An 18684-nucleotide genomic window follows, 5' to 3' on the forward strand; every position below is an offset into this window, starting at 1 on the left:
CTGGGCCCATGGCGACCTACGTGATCATCGGAGCGAGTCTGGCGGGCGCGAAGGCGGCCCAGACCCTCCGCGAAGAGGGCTTCGACGGGGAGATCGTCCTGGTCGGGGCGGAGAACGAGCCGCCCTATGAGCGGCCTCCGCTCTCCAAGGGCTATCTGCTCGGGAAGTCGGAGCGGGGGAAGGTCTTCGTCCACGACGCGGACTGGTACCGGGCGAACCGCGTCGACCTCCGCCTCGGCACGACGGCCACCCGGATCGACCGGGCCGCCAAACAGGTGCTGCTTTCGGCGGCGGATTCCGGGGAGAGCACGCGGCAGCCGTACGACAAGCTGCTCATCGCCACGGGCGCCACCCCGCGCAGGCTCCCGGTGGAGGGCGCCGATCGGGTGCGCTACCTGCGTACCCTGGCCGACAGCGAGGCGCTGCGCGAGGCCTTCGCCGCGGGCGGGAACGTCGTCGTCGCCGGGGCGGGGTGGATCGGCCTGGAGACGGCGGCCGCGGCCCGTCAGGCGGGCTGCGAGGTCACGGTCGTGGAGCCGGAGCGGACCCCGCTCTTCCGGGTGCTCGGCCCCGAACTCGGCGAGGTCTTCGCCGGGGTGCACCGGCGCAACGGCGTCCGGTTGCTGCTCGGCGAGGGTGTGGCCGAGGTCCGCGAGCGCGAGGTGGTCACCACGGCGGGCACGGTCCTGCCCGCGGATGTGATCGTCGCGGGAATCGGCGCGGCACCCGAGGCGGGGCTGGCGCGGGACGCGGGCCTGGAGGTCGACGACGGCGTCGTGGTCGACCAGTCGCTGCGGACCGGCGATCCGGACGTCTACGCCGCCGGTGACGTGGCCTCCGCGTTCAACCCGCTGCTCGGACGGCGGATCCGGGTCGAGCACTGGGCCAACGCGCTGAACTCCGGTCCGGCGGCCGCGCGGTCGATGCTCGGCCGGGAGGTCGTCTACGACCGGGTGCCGTACTTCTACACCGATCAGTTCGAGCTGGGGATGGAGTTCTCCGGGGATGTGACCGGCTACGACCGGGTCGTCTACCGGGGCGGGACGGAGGACCTGGCCTTCATCGCCTTCTGGCTCCGTTCCGGGCGGGTGATCGCGGGGATGAACGTCAACGTCTGGGACGTCGTCGGGGACATCCAGGGCCTGATCCGCTCGGGTGCGCCGGTCGACGTCGGGCGGCTCGCCGACGGGAGTGTGCCGCTCACGGAGGTCGCGACCTCCGCCTGATTCCCGGGTCGTGAGGGACCGGCCGCGGAGCGGCCCCTCACCCTTGGAGGAGTATGTCCGTCGCCTGCGCGGTCAGAGCAGCCTGGTGACGCGGTCGTCGAGCGGGTCGGCGGGGACCGGGGTCCTGGGGTCGGCGGGCTTGGGCGCCGGCTGGGACCGGCACAGGGTCTTGCATCGGGGGGTCGCCCCGAGCCGCCGCTTCACCGCGATCACGACGGGGGCGGGGGAGTAGGTGCTGTTGCCGTTGCGCCAGGCGTCGAGGTAGTTCCACGGGCCGACCATGCCCCGGCGGACGTACCAGTACTTCTTCGCGGTCTCCCAGGAGATGGCGAAGTAGAGGTTGGTGCCTTTGCCGCGGGCGTCGCCCGAGTCGCCGATCGTGCCGAGGACCTGGCCGGCGCTCACCCGCATGCCCGGTTTGAGGCCGCGTGTCACGGTGGCGAGGTGCCCGCCGAGGTAGCGGACGCCGTCGTCGCCGATGATCGTGACGTAGCGGCCCTCCCGGGTCGCGCCGTGGTCGACCTTCGGCCGCCACCGGTCCCGGGTGTTCACCTCGTGGACGCGTCCGCCGATCGGGGCCACGAAGGAGCAGCCCCGCTGGGCCCAGACGGTGGTCTTGGGCAGGACGAGCAACCGCTTGGTGTAGGTGACCGGGCAGTCCTTGACCGGGAAGACGTACCGGTACGGCGAGAGCTTGGGCGGCGGAAGCCGTACCGGATCCGCCGGCTTGGGACGGATCGGCGGCGCCGGCGGCGGGTTCGTGGAGGTCGGGGCCGGCTCGGTCACCGGTTCCGGGGTGGGCGTCGGCGAAGCCGCGTCCGTGCTCGTCGCGAGGGTTTGGGGGGTCGGCGCGGGCGGTGCGACCGAGAGGCTGTTCACCTGGTCGCCGACACCGCAACCCGACGCGAGTAGCGCGGTTAACGCCGCGATTCGCAGGAGATGCCCCGACTGCATGATGTGCACCCGGTTGACGCTACCGAAACCAAGCTTTTCCTATCTAGCGGACCTCCCTTTTGGTACCTCCCATTCCGGCTCGGATCCCCACGATCGGGCGATCAAGGAGAGCGCGCGGCTAGACTCTCGGCGTGGCAGGTCGGATCAGTGACGAGGACATCGCCCTCATACGTGAACGGTCGCCGATCCATGAGGTCATCGGCGACCATCTGCAGTTGCGCAGCGCGGGCGGGGGGTCCCTGAAAGGCCTGTGCCCGTTCCACGACGAGAAGACACCCTCGTTCAACGTGACCCCCGCGCGGGGCCTGTACTACTGCCACGGCTGCGGCGTCGGCGGGGACGTGATCGACTTCACCATGAAGATCGACCACCTCAGCTTCGCCGAGGCGGTCGAGCGGCTCGCCGCCCGCGCCAAGATCCAGCTCCGGTACGAGCAGGGGGGATACGTACCCCGCAGGGAGCAGGGGGAGCGCACCCGGCTCGTCGAGGCCCACAAGGCGGCCGAGGAGTTCTACCGGGAGAAGCTGGGCAGTCCGGGCGCCTCCGCGGGCCGGCGGTTCCTCGCCGAGCGGGGCTTCGAGGCCGCCGACGCGGAGTACTTCGGGGTGGGCTACGCCCCGGCGGAGTGGGACGCCCTCAGCAGGCACCTGGTCGCCCGGGGGTTCGCCGTGGCCGAGCTGATCAAGGCGGGGATCGCCAAGGAGGGCCGGCGCGGGCCGATCGACCGGTTCCGGAACCGGCTGGTCTGGCCGATCCGCGACCTCACCGGGGACGTGATCGGGTTCGGGGCGCGCAAGCTCGACGAGTCCGAGGACGGGCCGAAGTACCTGAACACCCCGGAGAGCCCGATTTACAAGAAGAGCACCGTGCTCTACGGGGTCGACTTCGCCAAGAAGAACATCGCCAAGGAGTCCCGGACCGTCGTCGTGGAGGGCTACACCGACGTGATGGCCTGCCACCTGGCGGGCGTCGGCACCGCGGTCGCCACCTGCGGTACGGCCTTCGGCGGCGAGCACGTCAAGGTGATCCGGCGCCTCATGCTCGACCAGGACGCGCACCGCGGGCAGATCATCTTCACCTTCGACGGCGACCTGGCGGGGCAGAAGGCGGCGCTGCGGGCCTTCGACGAGGAGCAGAAGTTCGTCACCCAGACCTTCGTCGCCATCCAGCCCGACGGCCTGGACCCGTGCGAGCTCCGGGTCAAGCAGGGCGACGCCGCGGTCCGCAAGCTGATCGAAGAGGATCACCAGCCGCTCTTCTACTTCGCGATCCAGCGGATCCTCGCCCGCTACGACCTGACCACCAACGAGGCCCGGCTCAACGCCCTCGACGAGGCGGCGCCCCTGGTCGCCACGATCAAGGACAAGGCCCTCCGGCAGATGTACGCGGTGGACCTCGACCGGTGGCTCGGGCTCATGGACGAGCGATTCGTGCTCCGGCGAATCTCGGAGATCGCCTCCCGGGCGACCGCGGGCGCCGGACGCGCGGCCCCGGCGGTCCAGGCGGCCCGCCGCAAGCCCGACGCCGCCGACCCCGCCGTCCACGTCGAGATCGAGGCCCTCAAACTCGCGATCCAGCATCCGGCGCTGCTCGGGCCGGGGTTCGACATCCTGGACGAGTCGGTCTTCACCGTGGCCGAGCACGCGGCGGTCCACCGGCTGATCGTGAAGTCCGGCGGGGTCGCCGCGGCGGGCGCGGGTGGCCGGGAGTGGGTTGAGCTGCTGAGGGAGGCCGCCGACACCCAGGAGCTGCGGTCGCTGGTGACCCGGTTCGCCGTCGACGCGCTCCGGTCCGACGGGGAGGCCGAGGAGCGGTACGGCGCCGCGATGCTGGCCCGGCTGGAGGAGCTGGCGGTGGTACGGGGGATATCCCAGGTGAAGGCGCGACTGCAGAGGTTGAATCCGGTTACCGAGCAGCAGGAATACAACCGCCTGTTCGGTGAGTTGATCGCGTTGGAGCAGCATCGCAGGACGCTGCGCGAGCGCGCCATCGGAAGCCCATAAAAAGATTCAATAGCCGGTGGTCTTGGGGCCCAAACCCTTATTGAGATCTCTATTGCATATCGCTTGTCCGCTTACTTTTAAAGTAAAAATAGGCCCCCCCTTTTTGTGGCTCCATGCCGCAGACTGTGTTCCGTGGGTGCATCGGTGCTACCAAGCCAGACGCCATCGGTCGACCAGGTGGCGGATCTCGTCGTACGCGGCAGAGAACGGGGAAGTGTCACCGTCGACGATGTCGCTGCCGCATTGGACCGTTCGGAACTGCCGGCCGACGCGTTGGAGCGCGTCGTACGCCTCCTCGCGGAGCAGGGAGTCGAGGTCCTTGAGCCCCACGGGGACGAGGACCTCGGGCGAGCCGAGGATGAGGACCCCGGCAAGCGGGCGCCGACCAGTGATCTTGTCCGGATCTATCTGCGGGAGATCGGGCGGGTCCCGCTTCTCACCGCCGAGGAGGAGGTCGAGCTCGCCAAGGCGATCGAGGCCGGCCTGTTCGCGGAGGAGAAACTCGGCGCGAGTCTGGTCAGGCTCGCCCGGTTCGATCTGGAGCAGCTGGTCTGGGATGGGACACGGGCCAAACAGCGTCTGATCGAAGCCAATCTCCGGCTCGTGGTTTCGATTGCGAAACGCTATGTCGGCCGGGGCATGTTGTTCCTGGATCTCATCCAGGAAGGAAACCTCGGCCTCATCCGCGCGGTGGAGAAATTCGATTACACCAAGGGTTATAAGTTCTCCACCTATGCCACCTGGTGGATTCGCCAGGCCATCACCCGGGCGATCGCCGATCAAGCGAGAACGATTCGCATTCCCGTGCACATGGTGGAGACCATTAACAAGCTGGTGCGCGTTCAGCGTCAGCTCCACCAGGATCTCGGGCGGGAACCGGCGCCGGATGAGATCGCGGCCGAGATGGACCTCCCGGCCGACCGGGTGGTGGAGATCCAGCGGATCGCCCAGGAACCCGTCTCCCTCCAGTCGCCCATCGGTGAGGAGGACTCCGACCTGGGCGACTTCATCGAGGACGCGGACGCCGTCGTCCCCATCGAGGCGGCGGCCTTCATCATGCTCCAGGATCAGCTGGACGAGATCCTGGCCACCCTCTCGGACCGGGAGCAGCGCATCATCCAGCTGCGCTTCGGCCTCACCGACGGGCATCCGCGGACCCTGGAGGAGGTCGGCCGGGAGTTCGGGGTGACCCGGGAGCGGATCCGGCAGATCGAGTCCAAGACGCTGGCCAAGCTCCGCCATCCGACCAGGGCGCAGATGCTCCGGGACTACCTCGACTGACCGCGGGTTCGGGTGGCGCCGCCTGCGCCGTTCGTCGGCGCATGGCGTCATATCGGCCGGTGGTCGTACAAATGCTTAAAGCTACGCCCTTGAATCGGATTAAGGTCGATCGCAAACGGGCAAAGATCCGGCGATGGAGGCGCGGCCCGCTCTCGACGATGCCGCACTCGGGCGCGATGCATGGAGCGTGCTCGACGCGAACTGGACGGGGCTGGCAACCCATCCCTCACCTGGCATTTATCCGCACCAGTGGAGCTGGGACTCGGCGTTCACGGCGCTGGGCATGGCACGGAGGAACCCGCGGCGTGCCCGGGAGGAGCTGCGGAGCCTCTTCCGCGGCCAGTGGCGCGACGGCATGCTCCCGCACATCGTCTTCCACTCCGCCGACCGGAGCCTGTACTTCCCCGGGCCCGAGGTGTGGCGGTCCCTCGACCACGACGACGCCCCGCGCGGGGTCGCCACGTCGGGACTGACCCAGCCGCCGCTGCACGCGTACGCGCTCTGGTGGATGTGGCGGAACGGGAGCGGCCTCGACCGCGAGAGCCTGCGGGGGTTCGTCCGCCGTCTCTGGCCCGCCCTGCTGGCCCAGCACGCCCACCTCGCCCGGGTGCGCGACCTCGGCGGGGGCGGGCTCGCCGCGATCGTCCACCCGTGGGAGTCGGGGATGGACGACAGCCCCGCCTTCGACGCGCCGCTCGCCGCGCTCCCGGTGGTCCGCCGGGACTACCGGCGCGACCCGGCCGGGGCCGAGAGCGACCACGACCGCTACATCTGGCTCGCCGCGGGCTACCGGGACTCCGGATACGCCGCCGGCTACCTGCGCGAGGAGCATCCGTTCGCGGTCGAGGACCCGATGTTCAACGGGATCTGGCTCGCCTCCACCTGGGCGCTGGCGCAGCTCGCCCCGGTGATCGGCCGTGATCCGGCGCCCTACGAGGAGGACGCGGCCAGGATCCGGGCCGCGCTGATCGAGCGGCTGTGGAGCCCGTCGAGCGGCGCCTTCCTCGCCCGTGACGTGCGGGCCGGACGGTCGATTCCGATCTGCACGGTCGGCGGGTTCGGGCCGCTCCTCGACCCGGGGCTGCCGATGGAGTACATCACCGCGATGGTGGCCCTGCTGGAGTCGCCTCGGTTCATGGGCGCGGCGGGGTATCCGGTGCCGAGCTGCGAGATCCGGGCGCCCGAGTTCGATCGGACCCGGTACTGGCGCGGCCCGACCTGGGTGAGCGCCAACTGGCTGCTCTGGCGGGGGTGCTGTGTGCACGGGATGACCGGTCTGGCCGACATCATCGCGTCGAGCACCCTCCGGCTCGTCCGCCAGGCGGGGTTCCGTGAGTGTTTCGATCCCTTCGACGGAACCGGCCGCGGTTGTCGTGATTTTTCGTGCTCTGCGGCCCTGGCGCTCGACCTCCTCACCACAAGCCGTAGCGTGTAGTCCATGGGGTTCTCACTACGCCGCCGCAAGCCGCCCGCGCCCGCCACCCTGGAACGGGGCGAACGGGTGCTCGCCTTCGGCACCGCGTCCGAGGACGCCTACGTGGTCGCCACCGATCAGGCCCTCCATCTGCCCGGGGGGACGCGCCTGCCCTGGTATCGATTCGATCACGTTCGATGGCGGGAAGGGCACCTGAGCATCCAGGACACCGACGGTGAGAAGTACGCCGTGCCGCTGGTCCACGAAGGGCGGCTCCCCGAGGTGGTGCGGGAGCGGGTGACCTCGTCGATCGTGGTCAACCGGCATGTCCGGCTGGACGAGCGGGGCGGGGTCCGGCTGGTCGCCAGGCGGGTTCCGGGGGCCGCCGAGTTCACCTGGACGCAGGTCTTCGACGCCGGGTTGGACCCCGAGGACCCCGAGGTCCGGGAGCTCGCCGCGGAGGCGTTGCGCCTCATCCGCCTTCGGCTCGGGGCCTGAGGCGCCGCCCGCGGTCAGCGGGTCGTCGGATGCGACGTGCGGGAGGTGCGCCGGGCTTCGGAGTTCGCGGCGTCGCGCATCGCGGGCACCCGCTCGGCGAGCTTGGTGGAGACCCGCTCCTTGACGTCCTCGTAGAGCTTGGCGGACTGGGCCTGGAGCAGGCCCGCCGTACCCTGTACGGCGGGGTTGTCGGCGAATCTGCGGGTCACCCGTTTGATCTGCTCGTACCGTTCACGGCCGGCGCGACTGCCCATGATGTAGCCGATCGCGAGTCCCGCCAGGAAGCTAACCCGATAACGCATTGTCGTCTCCGCGAGGTCGTGGACATCGGTGGCCCAACCCGTGCGCAGGGCTCTGGTTTTGGCGAGGACCTACCCCCTCCTCGGCTGTGCAACACGCACACCCTCTCATGCGCTAACCTTAGATCCGCGCCGCAGGGCAGAGCCGAAAACACAAGGCTCAGGTTCTTGCTGCCGATCCCGCGTAGCTCAATAGGCAGAGCGTCCGGCTGTTAACCGGCAGGTTACAGGTTCGAGTCCTGTCGCGGGAGCCATCCACCAGGGTGCGGACCTAGGTTCGCACCCTGTGACATTTCCCCCATACCCCCTCCACAGGCGTTCACACCGCGGGCCGCGAGGTCGTGTCGCCTGGCGGGCGGCCGCCGGGTTTGCCACACTCGGCGCTGTCCCCCACGTTCGCGACGGGGGACGCATGGGTGCCGCACCAGGGCTGAAGATTCTGATCGGCACGGCCGCCGCCTTCATCGTCCTGGCCGGGCTGCGGGAAGTCTCCTCGATCGCCGGGCCGGTCTTCCTCGCCCTCACCCTGATGATCGCGGTAAGCCCGCTGCGCTCCTGGCTGGTCCGTCGGGGCGCCCCGGTCTGGGTGACCGTGGCCGTGCCGCTCGGCGCGGTCCTGCTGACCCTGCTGGCCCTGCTGTTCGCGCTCATCCTCGCCCTGGCGCAGCTCGCCACGCTGGTGCCCTCCTACTCGCATCAGCTGAACTCACTCGCCCAGGCGGTGACCGGGTACGCGGCGAAGCTGGGGATCAAGAACGAGCAGATCCAGAAGGCCGTCACCACCTTCGACCCGACCAAGATCCTCGAATTGGTCCAGGGCTTCCTCTCCGGCCTGCTCAGCGTCTCCACCGCGTTCGTCCTCATCGTGGTGCTGCTGGTGTCGATGAGCCTGGACACCGGGGCGCTCGTCCGCAGGCTCGTCCGGATCGCGCCGGGCCGGCCGGATCTGGTGCAGGCGCTGGCGAACTACGCCCGGGGCACCTGTCGCTACCTGGTGGTCTCCTCGGTCTTCGGGCTGATCGTCGCGGTGCTGGACACCGGCCTGCTCGCCGTCCTCGGGGTGCCGCTCCCCATGCTCTGGGGGCTGCTGGCGTTCATCACCAACTACATCCCCAACCTGGGGTTCGTCATCGGCCTGGTTCCCCCGGCGCTGCTCGGCCTGCTCCAGTCGGGGTGGGTGACGATGCTGCTCGTCGTCGTCGGGTACTGCGTGATCAACTTTGTCATCCAGTCCTTGATCCAGCCGAAGTTCCTCGGCCAGGCGGTGGGGCTCTCGGTCACCCTCACCATGCTGTCCCTGCTCGTGTGGGCCTACGTGCTGGGAGCGCTCGGCGCGGTGCTCGCCGTACCGCTCACGGCGTTCGTGAAGGCGGTGCTGGTCGACAGCGACCCGCGGCTGCGCTGGGCCGGTGATCTGATGGCCGACTCGGGCATGGAGCGGCGGGCCGCCTGAGCTCCCCGGCGTGCTTGCCGATTCGCCGGACAAATCACTCTCAGTGCAGCAGACTTACCCGTGCGCATTGAGTACGTCGCGCCAGTGCCCACCAAGCGGCTTAGGGCACCGCTTTGTGGGATTTCACCCGGAACGCACGGAGTTCTGTTAGCGCTGCGGATGGGTGGAAGCGTGCTTGCCTGGCTGAAGATTCCTGTGACGACGCCCGACCTCGCCGAACCGGCGTCGGCCGCGCCCGACCCGGTGCGACCCGAACAGGCCGAGGAGTTCATCCGCCTCTACCACGCGGAGAACCCGGAGGCCGGAAGCGTGTCCCGGCGGTTGCGCGCCGTCATGCTGGAAATCCTCCGTACCGGGACGTACCAGCACACCGAGGACGAGCTCGTCTTCGGGGCGCGGGTCGCCTGGCGGAACAGCAACCGGTGCATCGGCCGCCTCTACTGGCGCTCCCTGCGGGTCAGGGACCGGCGTGACGTCCGTACGGCCGACGGCGTGGCCGCCGAGTGCGTCGCCCACCTCCGGGAGGCGACCGGGGGCGGCCGGATCCGCCCGACCATCACGGTGTTCGCCCCCGACGAGCCCGGCCGCCGCGCGCCGCGGATCTGGAACGAACAGCTCATCCGGTACGCGGGATACCGGGCCGCGGACGGTTCGGTCATCGGGGACGCCCGGTACGCCGACTTCACCGCCACCGCCCGGCGCCTCGGCTGGCCGGGCGGTCCGGGCACCCGGTTCGACGTACTCCCGCTGATCATCGAGGCCGAGGACCGCCGCCCGACGCTGCACACCGTGCCCGGCGACGCGATCCTGGAGGTGCTCATCCACCATCCGCACCACCCCTGGTTCGCCGAGCTCGGACTGCGCTGGCACGCGGTGCCGGCGATCTCCGGCATGTGCCTGGAGATCGGCGGGATCTGTTACCCCGCGGCGCCGTTCAACGGCTGGTACATGGGGGCCGAGATCGGGGCGCGCAACCTCGCCGACACCGGCCGGTACAACCTGCTGCCGGTCGTCGCCGAACGGCTCGGCCTGGACACCTCCCGCGAACGCACCCTCTGGCGGGATCGGGCGCTGGTCGAGCTCAACGTCGCGGTGCTGCACTCGTTCGCCGTGGCCGACGTGAGCATGACCGACCACCACACCGAGGCGCGGCGTTTCCTCACCCACCTGGAACGGGAGGAGCGCGCCGGGCGGGTGTGCCCGGCCGACTGGTCGTGGATCGTTCCGCCGCTCTCCGGCGCGGCCACCCCCGTCTTCCACCGCTACTACGACGATCTGCGGCTGAGACCCGAGTTCGTGTACCACCCCGCCGAGAGGCCGTGCCCGGGGCCGGCCTGAGGAGAGCTGGGCCTTCCCAGGCCCTCCAGGATGCTGTATTCGGTATTACAGAAGGGGTTGACAGACTTTCATGGATTACCTACCGTTTAACTAGGTAATCTCCTCCGTGGAAATTCAAGCTGCTCGTCAGATGAGAGTCCCCGACAGATGGGAGGTGTGTTCGCACGCGCACACTCGTGTTGAGGGCTGGGGGGTCCTCTCACCGAAAAGGTCGCGCGGCCGGATTCGTGGTCTCCGGTCGTGCGACCTCGCGTTCCCGGCCCCGCTATCCGACGCGGCGCGCCCCCGCGGCGGGCCGCACCGGGAAGATCCGCGGCGGCTTCCAGCCGCGTTCGGCATAGGCCCGCTCCACCTCCTCGGCCACCCGGGGAACCCGGTCCACCGGGACCAGCGCGATCGCCGATCCACCGAAGCCCGCCCCCGTCATCCGGCCACCCCGGGCCCCACCCCGCACCGCGGCCTCCACCGCGACGTCCAGCTCCGGGCAGGAGACCTCGAACTGGTCGCGCAGCGACAGATGCGAGGCGACCAGCAACCCGCCCAGCTCCGGTACGGCCTTGGCCCGCAGCAGGCCGAGGAACGAGTTCACCCGGTGGTTCTCGATGATCACGTGCTGGGCCCGGCGCCGCAGCACCGGTTCCCCACCCAGCCGGCCGAGCGCGTCCGCCACGTCCGTCACCTCGCACAGGGCGTCCACCCCGAGCAGGCGGGCCGCCTCGGCGCACTCCCGGCGTCGTTCCCGGTACCGGCCGTCGCCGAGCTCCCGGCGGACACCCGTCTCGACGACCAGCAGCTCCATCCCCGCGGCGCCCGGGTCGAAGCGGACCGCCCGGCTCGCCAGGGAGCCGCAGTCCAGCATGAGCGCGTGCCCCTCCACGGCGAGCGCCGACACGGCCTGGTCCATGATCCCGCAGGGGACGCCCACGAAGTCGTTCTCGGCCCGGCGGCAGATCCCGGCGATCTCCATCGGAGTCAGCCGCAGGTCGTACAGGTCGTTCAGGGCGGTCCCCACCGCCACCTCCAGGGCGGCAGAGGAGGCGAGCCCCGCCCCGCGCGGAAGGTCGCCGTCGACGAGGACGTCGGCGCCGCCGACCCGGTGCCCGGCCGCGCGCAGCGCCCAGACGACGCCCGCGGGGTAGGCCGCCCATCCGGTGACCGTGCCCGGCTCCGGTCGCGCGATCGTCACCGGCGGGCCGGGCTCCTGGAGGGAACGCACCCGCAGGACCCCGTCCTCGCGGGGGGCGACCGCGGCGTCGACGCCGAGGGGGAGGGCGATCGGCAGGACCAGGCCGCCGTTGTAGTCGGTGTGCTCGCCGATCAGGTTGACCCGGCCGGGCGCGTGCCACACTCCGGCCGGCGCGGTGCCGTAGCCCTGCTGAAAGGCCTCGATAGGGGTCACGGGAGGTGAGTCTAGCCAGACCGCCTGATACCGTTTCGATGCGCAACGTGTAGCGAAGTCCGGTGTGAGCCCGGCGCTGTCCCGCAACTGTCATGACCCCCGTCAACGGGTCCGAGCCAGGTCGCCTCACCTGCGCAGACGAAGTCGACCCTCGTGGGAAGGGCGATCCGTCCAGACGGGTCCGTCACTCCCCGGCAACCATGGAGGTCCCCCTCGTGAGGCCCGTGCGCGCCTTCGGCGCGGCAGTGTTGCTGGGCGCTCTAACCCTGGCCGGATGCGGCCAGGCGACGACGCCCTCGTCAGCCCCCCCATCAACCCCCGTGAGCTCCGCGCCCGCCCCGTCGGCGGCGGCCTTCCCGGTCACCGTGACGGCAGGCAATGGAAGTGTCACCATCCCGGCACGTCCCCAGCGGATCGTGTCGCTGGCGCCGACCGCGACCGAGGTGCTCTACGCCATCGGGGCCGGTTCCCAGGTCGTCGCCGTGGACGACCAGTCCACCTTCCCGGCCGAGGCGCCCAAGACCAAGCTCTCCGGATTCAAGCCCAACGCCGAGGCGGTCATCGGCTACAAGCCCGACCTGGTGGTGGTCTCCAACGACACCGACGGCATCGTCAAGGCGCTGGAGAAGGTCAAGATCCCGGTGGTGGTGGAACCCGCCGCGGTGAAGGTCGAGGACGTCTACGACCAGATCACCGACCTCGGGGCGGCCACCGGCAACGCCGACGCGGCCAAGACCCTGGCCGACGGGATGCGCCAGGAGATCGCGGACGTCGTCGCCAAGGCCCCGAAGAAGTCGCTCACCTACTATCACGAGCTCACCCAGGACCTCTACAGCGTGACCTCGACCACGTTCATCGGGCAGGTGTACGGCCTGTTCGGCCTCACCAACATCGCCGATAAGGCGGACAAGACCGGCACGGGCTACCCCCAGCTGTCGGCCGAGTACATCCTCAAGGCCGACCCGGACCTGGTGTTCCTCGCGGACGTCAAGTGCTGCGGGCAGAGCGCCGACACCGTCGCCAAACGGCCCGGCTGGAGTGCTCTGGGATCGGTGCGGAACGGCGGGGTGATCCCGCTCGACGACGACGTCGCCTCCCGCTGGGGACCGCGCCTGGTCGACTTCGTCAAGGCCGTCGCCTCCGCCGTGGAGAAGGCCCCGTCCCCCTCGTGAGAACCGCTCTGCGCCTGGCCCTGTTCACCGCGACGCCGATCGCCTGCGTTCTCGTCGCGGTGGCGGGGCTCCTCTCCGGCGCGGCGGACATCCCGCCCGGCGAGGCGGTCCGCGCCCTGCTCGGCCTGGACACCCGGCTGAGCGTGGTCGAGTTGAACGTGCTGTTCGAGCTCCGGCTGCCGCGGGTGCTCATGGGCGCCCTCGTCGGCGGGCTGCTCGCCATCGCCGGAGCCGGCTACCAGGGGGTGTTCCGCAACCCGCTCGCCGACCCCTACCTGCTCGGCGCCGCGGCCGGGGCCGGGCTCGGAGCCACCCTCGTCATCGTCCTGGCCCCCGCCGAATCCGATTTCGGCATCCCGCTCGCCGCGTTCGCCGGCGCCATCGGGGGCGTGCTCCTCGCCTACCTGCTCGGCAGCACGACCGGGCGCGGCGGAGGGCAGACCACCCTCGTGCTGGCCGGCGTCGCGGTGGCGTCGTTCCTCACCGCCGTCCAGACGTTCGTGCAGCAGACGAGGGTGGAGGAACTCGAACGCATCTACTCGTGGATCCTCGGCGGGCTCGGCTCGGCCGACTGGGGCACCCTCGGCATGATCGCGCCCTACGCGGGCGTCTCGGTCCTCGCCCTGCTCCTGCACGGTCGTCTGCTGGACGTGCTCAGCGTCGGCGACGACGAGGCGTCCGCCCTCGGCCTGCGGGCACCCCAGGTCCGCCTCGTCATCGTGGCGGCGGCCTCCCTGGCCACCGGGGCGGCCGTCGCGGTGAGCGGTCTGATCGGCTTCGTCGGCGTGGTGGTCCCGCACGTGGCGCGCCGGCTCATCGGCGCCTCGTACCGGCTCATCCTCCCGATGTCCCTGCTCATGGGCGCCGGCTTCCTCATGCTCGCCGACCTGGCGGCCCGGACCGTGGTCGCCCCCGCCGAGCTGCCCCTCGGCCTGGTGACGGCCTTCGTCGGGGCGCCGTTCTTCGTGCTGGTGCTCCGCGCCACCCGGCGGGTGGAGATATGACGCTCTCGGTACGGGGCGTCTCGGTCGCGCTCGACGGCCGCCCGGTGCTCTCGGAGGTCTCCCTTGAGGCCCCGGGCGGCTCCTGGACGGCCGTGATCGGGCCGAACGGCGCGGGGAAGTCGACGCTGATGCGGGCCATGGTCGGCCTGGTGGCCTACCAGGGTGAGATCGCCGTCGAGGGCAGGCCGGCTCGGGGGCTGAAGCCGCGGGAGCGGGCCAGGCTGGTGGCCTACGCCCCGCAGTCCCCGACCCTGCCCCCGGAGATGACCGTCCTCGACTACGTGCTGCTCGGGCGGTCGCCGTACATCCCCTATCTCGGCGCGGAGAGCCGGAACGACCGGCGGGTGGCGGCCTCGGTACTGGCTCGCCTGGACTTATCGGATATGTCGGGTAGGCGGTTGGCGAAGCTCTCCGGCGGCGAGCGGCAACGGGTGGTGCTCGCCCGGGCGATCGCGCAGGAGGCGCGGATCCTCCTGCTGGACGAGCCGACCTCCGCGCTCGATCTCGGCCATCAGCAGCAGGTCCTGGAGCTCGTCGACCGCCTCCGGCTCGCCGACGCGCTCACCGTCATCACCACATTGCATGACTTGTCGCTTGCGGCGCAGTATGCCGAAACCATGGTGCTACTCTCCCGGGGTGGTGTCGTCTCCTCCGGACCCGCGGCCGCCGTACTCACCGCGGAGACCGTCGCCGAACATTTCGGGGCGAAGGTGACGGTGTCGGTCGGCGGGGACGGACGGCCGACCATGGCGCTGGAGCGGCCGTGAGACTGGAGCTGCTCTGGCGGGAGGAGGACGGCGTCCGGCTGCCCGCACTGGTGTGGCGGGCCGGGCCGGGCCTGCGGATGATCTCCTCGGCGATGCTCGGCGGCGGCATCGGCCCGATCGAGTGGGTGATGAACGCCCAGGTCGTCGCCGGATACTCCCGGATGGACCCGGTGGATCACCTGGGTGAACTCGCCGACGCGGCCGGTCTGCACGGCCCCGGGGTGGGCATGCTCACCGCCGCCTCGGTCGACCGCCGTACCGCCGCCGCCGACGAGGGCGTCCACGCCGTCGCCACCGTCGGGCTGCGGGTGCCCACCTGGGCCGCCGCGCCCGCGGGTGCCGTGGACCGGGAACTCGCCCCCATCCGGGTGCCCGGAACGATCAACATCGTCGTCTCCCTGCCGGTCCGGCTGACCGACGCCGCGCTGGTCAACGCCGTTATGACGGCGACCGAGGCGAAGACCCAGGCGCTGCTCACCGCCGGGTACGCCTGCACCGGAACCGCCAGCGACGCCCTCTGCGTGGCCGCGCGAGCCGACGGGACCGCCGAGGAGTTCGCCGGTCCGCGGTCGGAGTGGGGAGCCCGGATCGCGCGCGCCGTACACGACGCGGTCCTTTCGGGCGCGCGGGCGTGGTCGGCGCGGGGTACAGGCGACGCCGGCGACCCGGGGCGGCCTCCGCCGAACCGTCGATAGGTCACGACGGCCCGTCGTTCCCCGGTCGACGCCCGGACTCCTTCCGCACTTGGGTGATCTCCACGGCCTGCTCGGTGACGTAGGCGCCGTCGGAACCGTGGAGCCACAGCCGGTCGGAGTCGGGGAGCATCTCCTGGAAGACCACCCGCCGATGGGCGTAGTGGACGAAGTGGTCCAGGAGGAGGAGCGAGAAGTAGCTGTCGAAGTCGAAGAACCGCGGCTTCCCCCACGGGGCGGTCGCCGCGTCGGCGTCCCCGTCGTCCTCGCCCCGATCGGTGTCGATCTTCACGAAGACCCGGGTGGGCAGATCGTGCTCCCGCTGCCAGCGTCGCCACGCCAGGAACCACTTGGCGTCGTCCTGGCCGCGGCGCGGCAGGTTGGCCGGGTCCGCCGTCCAGGTGCGGCGGGTGAGGACGAGGTCGCGGTGGCGCAGCCGGGGGCGGCCGCGGACGGACGCGTTCCCGTGCAGGCGGTCGACGCCGTCCCAGACGGACAGGTCGGCCGTGGAGTACGGCGAGAACAGCAGCAGGGCCCGCTGCGTCTCCGGCAACGCGAGGGGCCGCAGGCCCAGGTAGACGGGGATGATCTCCTTCCCGAGCCTGGGCGACCACAGCATCAGCCGCCCCTCGGCCTCGTCGTGCACCACCTCAAGCTCGGTCACCGCGATCCGCGCCTCCTCCGGCACCGAACCGCCGTCGCCCGGGCAGACCAGCTCGTAGTCGGTCATGGGCGGGTGCAGGCTGAGGTTGGCGGTCGCGTGGCCCTCGGTGAGTTCGGCGAAGACGGCGTTTCCCGGCTGCAGTTCTTCCAGGGTGGTACGGAGCTCCTTGACCAGCCCGGCATCGTCGAAGCAGTGGGCGAAGCGGGAGAACAGCAGGGTGAGACCACTGTGGATCCGGTTGACCACGGCCAGCGGACGGCCTCCGTCGTCGCCCGTCTGAAGGAGGAACCCGTACGGGTTGTACCGGCCCGCCGACGCGGGAATCCGGGCCGCCACCGCGTCGAAGAACCCGTCGTCGAGCACGAGCTCGTCGGCGCCGTACGGCAGCGACCCCCGTGCCTGGCGCATCCGGGCGGCCAGGTCGCGGCGCGCCTCGTCGAGCTCGGTGATCTCAGGGAGCCGGAGCGGGTTGTCCTGGGGCACGTACTCCCCGTCGGCGTCGAACGCGCGGCGATGCCGGGCCGCCTGGAAGGCGTGGCCGGGGAAGTCACGGTGGAACTCGTGCACAAGCAGCGGCAGGTCGCGGCAGAGCCCGCCCTTGCCGTACCGGGCCACGAAGAACCCCTTGAGGGCCAGTTTCCCCGGCAATGTCAGGTCGAACAGCGGCAGGATCCGCGTCAGGTTGTTCAACGCGGTGAGGACACCCTCGTCCCAGAGCCCGAGGTCGGCGGTGGCCGATACGCCGGGGTGCGAGACGTCCTCATGCAGCAGGGTTCGCGGGAGGGCGGCCTGTTTGGCGCCGAGCCCGTACCGGATCTCGCCCAGCTCGTCCCCGATGCTCCGGGTCAGCCGTCGGCGTTCCGTCAGGCCGGCTTCGCCGTACGCGGCGACGTGGCCGGAGACGGTGTCCAGCCGTTCGGCCGTCGCCCGTGCCCAGGGCCGGTCCAGGGAGGCGACGCGGATGCGGTAGTCGTCCAGCGGGTCCGGGCTGTGGACGTCGATCCGGAGCGCCGGCACCTGCAGGAGGCCCAGCCGCATGAGCCAGTGGAGGTACGGCTTCAGGGTTCCGCGCTCCCGCGCCAGGGGGTCGAGCCAGTGGAGACGCATGGCGAGCTCGCCCATCGGCAGTCCGGGTTCCCGGTCGAGGATGCTCACGAGGTCGCGCAGGACCGTCCCGGCCGGCACCCCCGTGTCGTCCCCGGCGCCCCGCCGGAGCTTGCGGTCGACGGCGCGGAAACCGGAGGTCAGCTCGATCGGCACGTCGGCGCTGAGCTCGGGATCGGCGACGACCGCGTCCGTCAGGCGGGCCAGCGCCGCCACGTTGATCCTGACGTGTCCGCGGGTGGGATCACCGAGGCCGTCCATGGTCAGCGCGTCGGGCGCGCAGGCGCCGAAACGGCCGAGCGCGACCGTGGTGAGCGTGCTGAAGGGACTGGTCTTGCAGGCGGCGCGGTATACGTGGTTCAGCAGCGACCGTTCGATGTGGCGGGTGTGCGCGTCCAGCCGCTCGGCCGGCGTGTCCAGGTAGGCGTCCAGGTCGCCGTCGAGTGCGGGGGAGGCGAGCTGGAGGCCGTGGCGAAGCCGCGGATCCGCGGCGATCTCCCGGAGCCGGTCCCGGCGCTCCTCGGTTTCGTCGGCGAGGAGTTCGCCGCCGATCGCGCACAGCCGTTCGTGCCCCAGTTTGGTTTCCAGCCAGGCCAGTACGGCGAAACGCGCCCGGTCGGTCAGCCGGGCGGCGTGCGCCCGGACGGCGTCCGGGTTGCGGGGTCTGCGGGAGTTGAGGACGTCCCTGCGCAGCGTGACGAGGTGCGGCCGCAGGTCGGCGGGCACGTCGGTGGCGACGGCCCGCAGCGCCTCGGCGGTGGGCAGGCGCTGGGCCGCCAGCGCCTCCTCGGCGGCCAGCACCCGGTCGGCCCAGGCCGCGCTGTCCGGGAAGCGCAGCGTGGCGGCGGTGTTCACCGGAAGTCCGCCGATGCGCAGCATGAACAGCGGGTTGAGCACCCACGCGGTCGCCTCCGAGCCGGTGGTCGAAGTCATGACGTCCCCTCTCAGGCGATCCGGACCTTCATGAGCGTGGCGCCGTCCGCTGTGATGTCTCGCCTTCGACGGGCGAGGACGCCGGGGATCGGGCTCACACCGGACACCGGGCATCCGGTGCCGATCGTCTGGTGGAACGCCGGACGAACCCGTCAGGGCGTTCCGGCGGGGCGCCGCCGCATCGGCCGGAGTCCGCGGCCGGCCGCGTCGTCCCCGTGGGGGACCGCGGCGCCGTGCTCTTCCGCCGGGATCTCCGCACGGCGCCGGAGCACGACGTGATCGTGATGGACCGGACCTCGCCCGAACAGGCCCGGCCGGGGCTGTCGGAAGCGGGCCGCGCTCGGTTTGCTTGAGGGCACGATGATGCTTTGGCCGGATACGACGGTTTCCGCCGATCCGAGAAGGTGGAACTCAACCCCCATGGCGCCTCCCCGATTGACTCAGGTGAATTGACGCTAAGAGTTGTTGGTCACACAAGTCAAG

15 protein-coding genes and 1 tRNA gene are annotated in these 18684 nt (G+C 70.8%); 12 read left to right on the forward strand and 4 right to left on the reverse strand.

Annotated elements, in window-relative coordinates:
- Nucleotides 1-8 precede the first annotated feature (8 nt).
- Nucleotides 9-1226, forward strand: a complete 1218-nt coding sequence (locus tag RUR_RS10995; RefSeq protein WP_283134869.1) for an NAD(P)/FAD-dependent oxidoreductase — start codon at nucleotides 9-11, stop codon at nucleotides 1224-1226.
- A gap of 72 nt (nucleotides 1227-1298) precedes the next feature.
- Here the strand turns inward: RUR_RS10995 and RUR_RS11000 are convergent, their stop codons facing one another.
- Nucleotides 1299-2180, reverse strand: coding sequence for a M23 family metallopeptidase (locus tag RUR_RS11000; protein ID WP_283134969.1), 882 nt, complete (start codon nucleotides 2178-2180; stop codon nucleotides 1299-1301).
- Between the two features lie 131 nt (nucleotides 2181-2311).
- On the opposite strand from RUR_RS11000, the gene dnaG reads away from it, so the two are divergent.
- The 4 genes from dnaG (at nucleotide 2312) to RUR_RS11020 (ending at nucleotide 7376) form a co-directional block, all read left to right on the forward strand.
- On the forward strand, nucleotides 2312-4183 hold the full coding sequence (dnaG, locus tag RUR_RS11005; protein ID WP_283134870.1) for a DNA primase: 1872 nt from the start codon (nucleotides 2312-2314) through the stop codon (nucleotides 4181-4183).
- A gap of 144 nt (nucleotides 4184-4327) precedes the next feature.
- Nucleotides 4328-5464, forward strand: a complete 1137-nt coding sequence (gene rpoD, locus RUR_RS11010) for an RNA polymerase sigma factor RpoD (RefSeq protein WP_283134970.1) — start codon at nucleotides 4328-4330, stop codon at nucleotides 5462-5464.
- Nucleotides 5465-5597: 133 nt separating this feature from the next.
- The gene (locus RUR_RS11015) at nucleotides 5598-6899 is read left to right on the forward strand and encodes an amylo-alpha-1,6-glucosidase (protein WP_283134871.1); all 1302 of its coding nucleotides are present in this window, start codon (nucleotides 5598-5600) and stop codon (nucleotides 6897-6899) included.
- Between the two features lie 3 nt (nucleotides 6900-6902).
- Nucleotides 6903-7376, forward strand: a complete 474-nt coding sequence (locus tag RUR_RS11020) for a hypothetical protein (protein ID WP_283134872.1) — start codon at nucleotides 6903-6905, stop codon at nucleotides 7374-7376.
- 14 nt (nucleotides 7377-7390) lie between these two features.
- On the opposite strand, the gene RUR_RS11025 is transcribed toward RUR_RS11020, so the two are convergent.
- Entirely contained in the window at nucleotides 7391-7678 is a 288-nt protein-coding gene (locus RUR_RS11025) for a YtxH domain-containing protein (RefSeq protein WP_283134873.1), read from the reverse strand.
- Nucleotides 7679-7853: 175 nt separating this feature from the next.
- Between RUR_RS11025 and RUR_RS11030 the strand changes: the two genes are divergently transcribed.
- The 3 genes from RUR_RS11030 (at nucleotide 7854) to RUR_RS11040 (ending at nucleotide 10466) form a co-directional block, all read left to right on the forward strand.
- Nucleotides 7854-7929 (forward strand) — tRNA-Asn (locus RUR_RS11030).
- 158 nt (nucleotides 7930-8087) lie between these two features.
- A complete protein-coding gene (locus RUR_RS11035) occupies nucleotides 8088-9128 on the forward strand; it encodes an AI-2E family transporter (protein ID WP_283134874.1) in 1041 nt (346 codons plus the stop codon).
- Between the two features lie 171 nt (nucleotides 9129-9299).
- Nucleotides 9300-10466, forward strand: a complete 1167-nt coding sequence (locus RUR_RS11040; RefSeq protein ID WP_283134875.1) for a nitric oxide synthase oxygenase — start codon at nucleotides 9300-9302, stop codon at nucleotides 10464-10466.
- A gap of 265 nt (nucleotides 10467-10731) precedes the next feature.
- On the opposite strand, the gene galK is transcribed toward RUR_RS11040, so the two are convergent.
- The gene (gene galK / locus RUR_RS11045; RefSeq protein WP_283134876.1) at nucleotides 10732-11865 is read right to left on the reverse strand and encodes a galactokinase; all 1134 of its coding nucleotides are present in this window, start codon (nucleotides 11863-11865) and stop codon (nucleotides 10732-10734) included.
- Nucleotides 11866-12080: 215 nt separating this feature from the next.
- On the opposite strand from galK, the gene RUR_RS11050 reads away from it, so the two are divergent.
- Genes RUR_RS11050 through RUR_RS11065 form a run of 4 tightly spaced genes read left to right on the forward strand, consistent with a single transcriptional unit; the run spans nucleotide 12081 to nucleotide 15503 of the window.
- The gene (locus RUR_RS11050) at nucleotides 12081-13037 is read left to right on the forward strand and encodes an ABC transporter substrate-binding protein (protein ID WP_283134877.1); all 957 of its coding nucleotides are present in this window, start codon (nucleotides 12081-12083) and stop codon (nucleotides 13035-13037) included.
- On the forward strand, nucleotides 13034-14041 hold the full coding sequence (locus tag RUR_RS11055) for a FecCD family ABC transporter permease (protein ID WP_283134878.1): 1008 nt from the start codon (nucleotides 13034-13036) through the stop codon (nucleotides 14039-14041). The genes RUR_RS11050 and RUR_RS11055 overlap by 4 nt, the downstream gene beginning before the upstream one ends.
- Nucleotides 14038-14808 carry an ABC transporter ATP-binding protein gene (locus tag RUR_RS11060; RefSeq protein ID WP_283134879.1) on the forward strand — a complete coding sequence of 257 codons (771 nt, stop codon included), beginning with the start codon at nucleotides 14038-14040 and terminating at the stop codon, nucleotides 14806-14808. The genes RUR_RS11055 and RUR_RS11060 overlap by 4 nt, the downstream gene beginning before the upstream one ends.
- Entirely contained in the window at nucleotides 14805-15503 is a 699-nt protein-coding gene (locus tag RUR_RS11065; protein WP_346349033.1) for an adenosylcobinamide amidohydrolase, read from the forward strand. Before RUR_RS11060 ends, RUR_RS11065 begins: the two co-directional genes overlap by 4 nt.
- Before the next feature lies 1 nt (nucleotide 15504).
- Here RUR_RS11065 and RUR_RS11070 read toward each other — a convergent pair whose 3' ends face one another.
- Complete coding sequence (locus tag RUR_RS11070; protein WP_283134880.1) at nucleotides 15505-18201, reverse strand: lantibiotic dehydratase; 2697 nt, start codon at nucleotides 18199-18201, stop codon at nucleotides 15505-15507.
- Nucleotides 18202-18684: the final 483 nt, after the last annotated feature.

It is taken from the genome of Rhizohabitans arisaemae, assembly GCF_025996515.1.
Taxonomy (GTDB): Bacteria; Actinomycetota; Actinomycetes; order Streptosporangiales; family Streptosporangiaceae; genus Rhizohabitans; species Rhizohabitans arisaemae.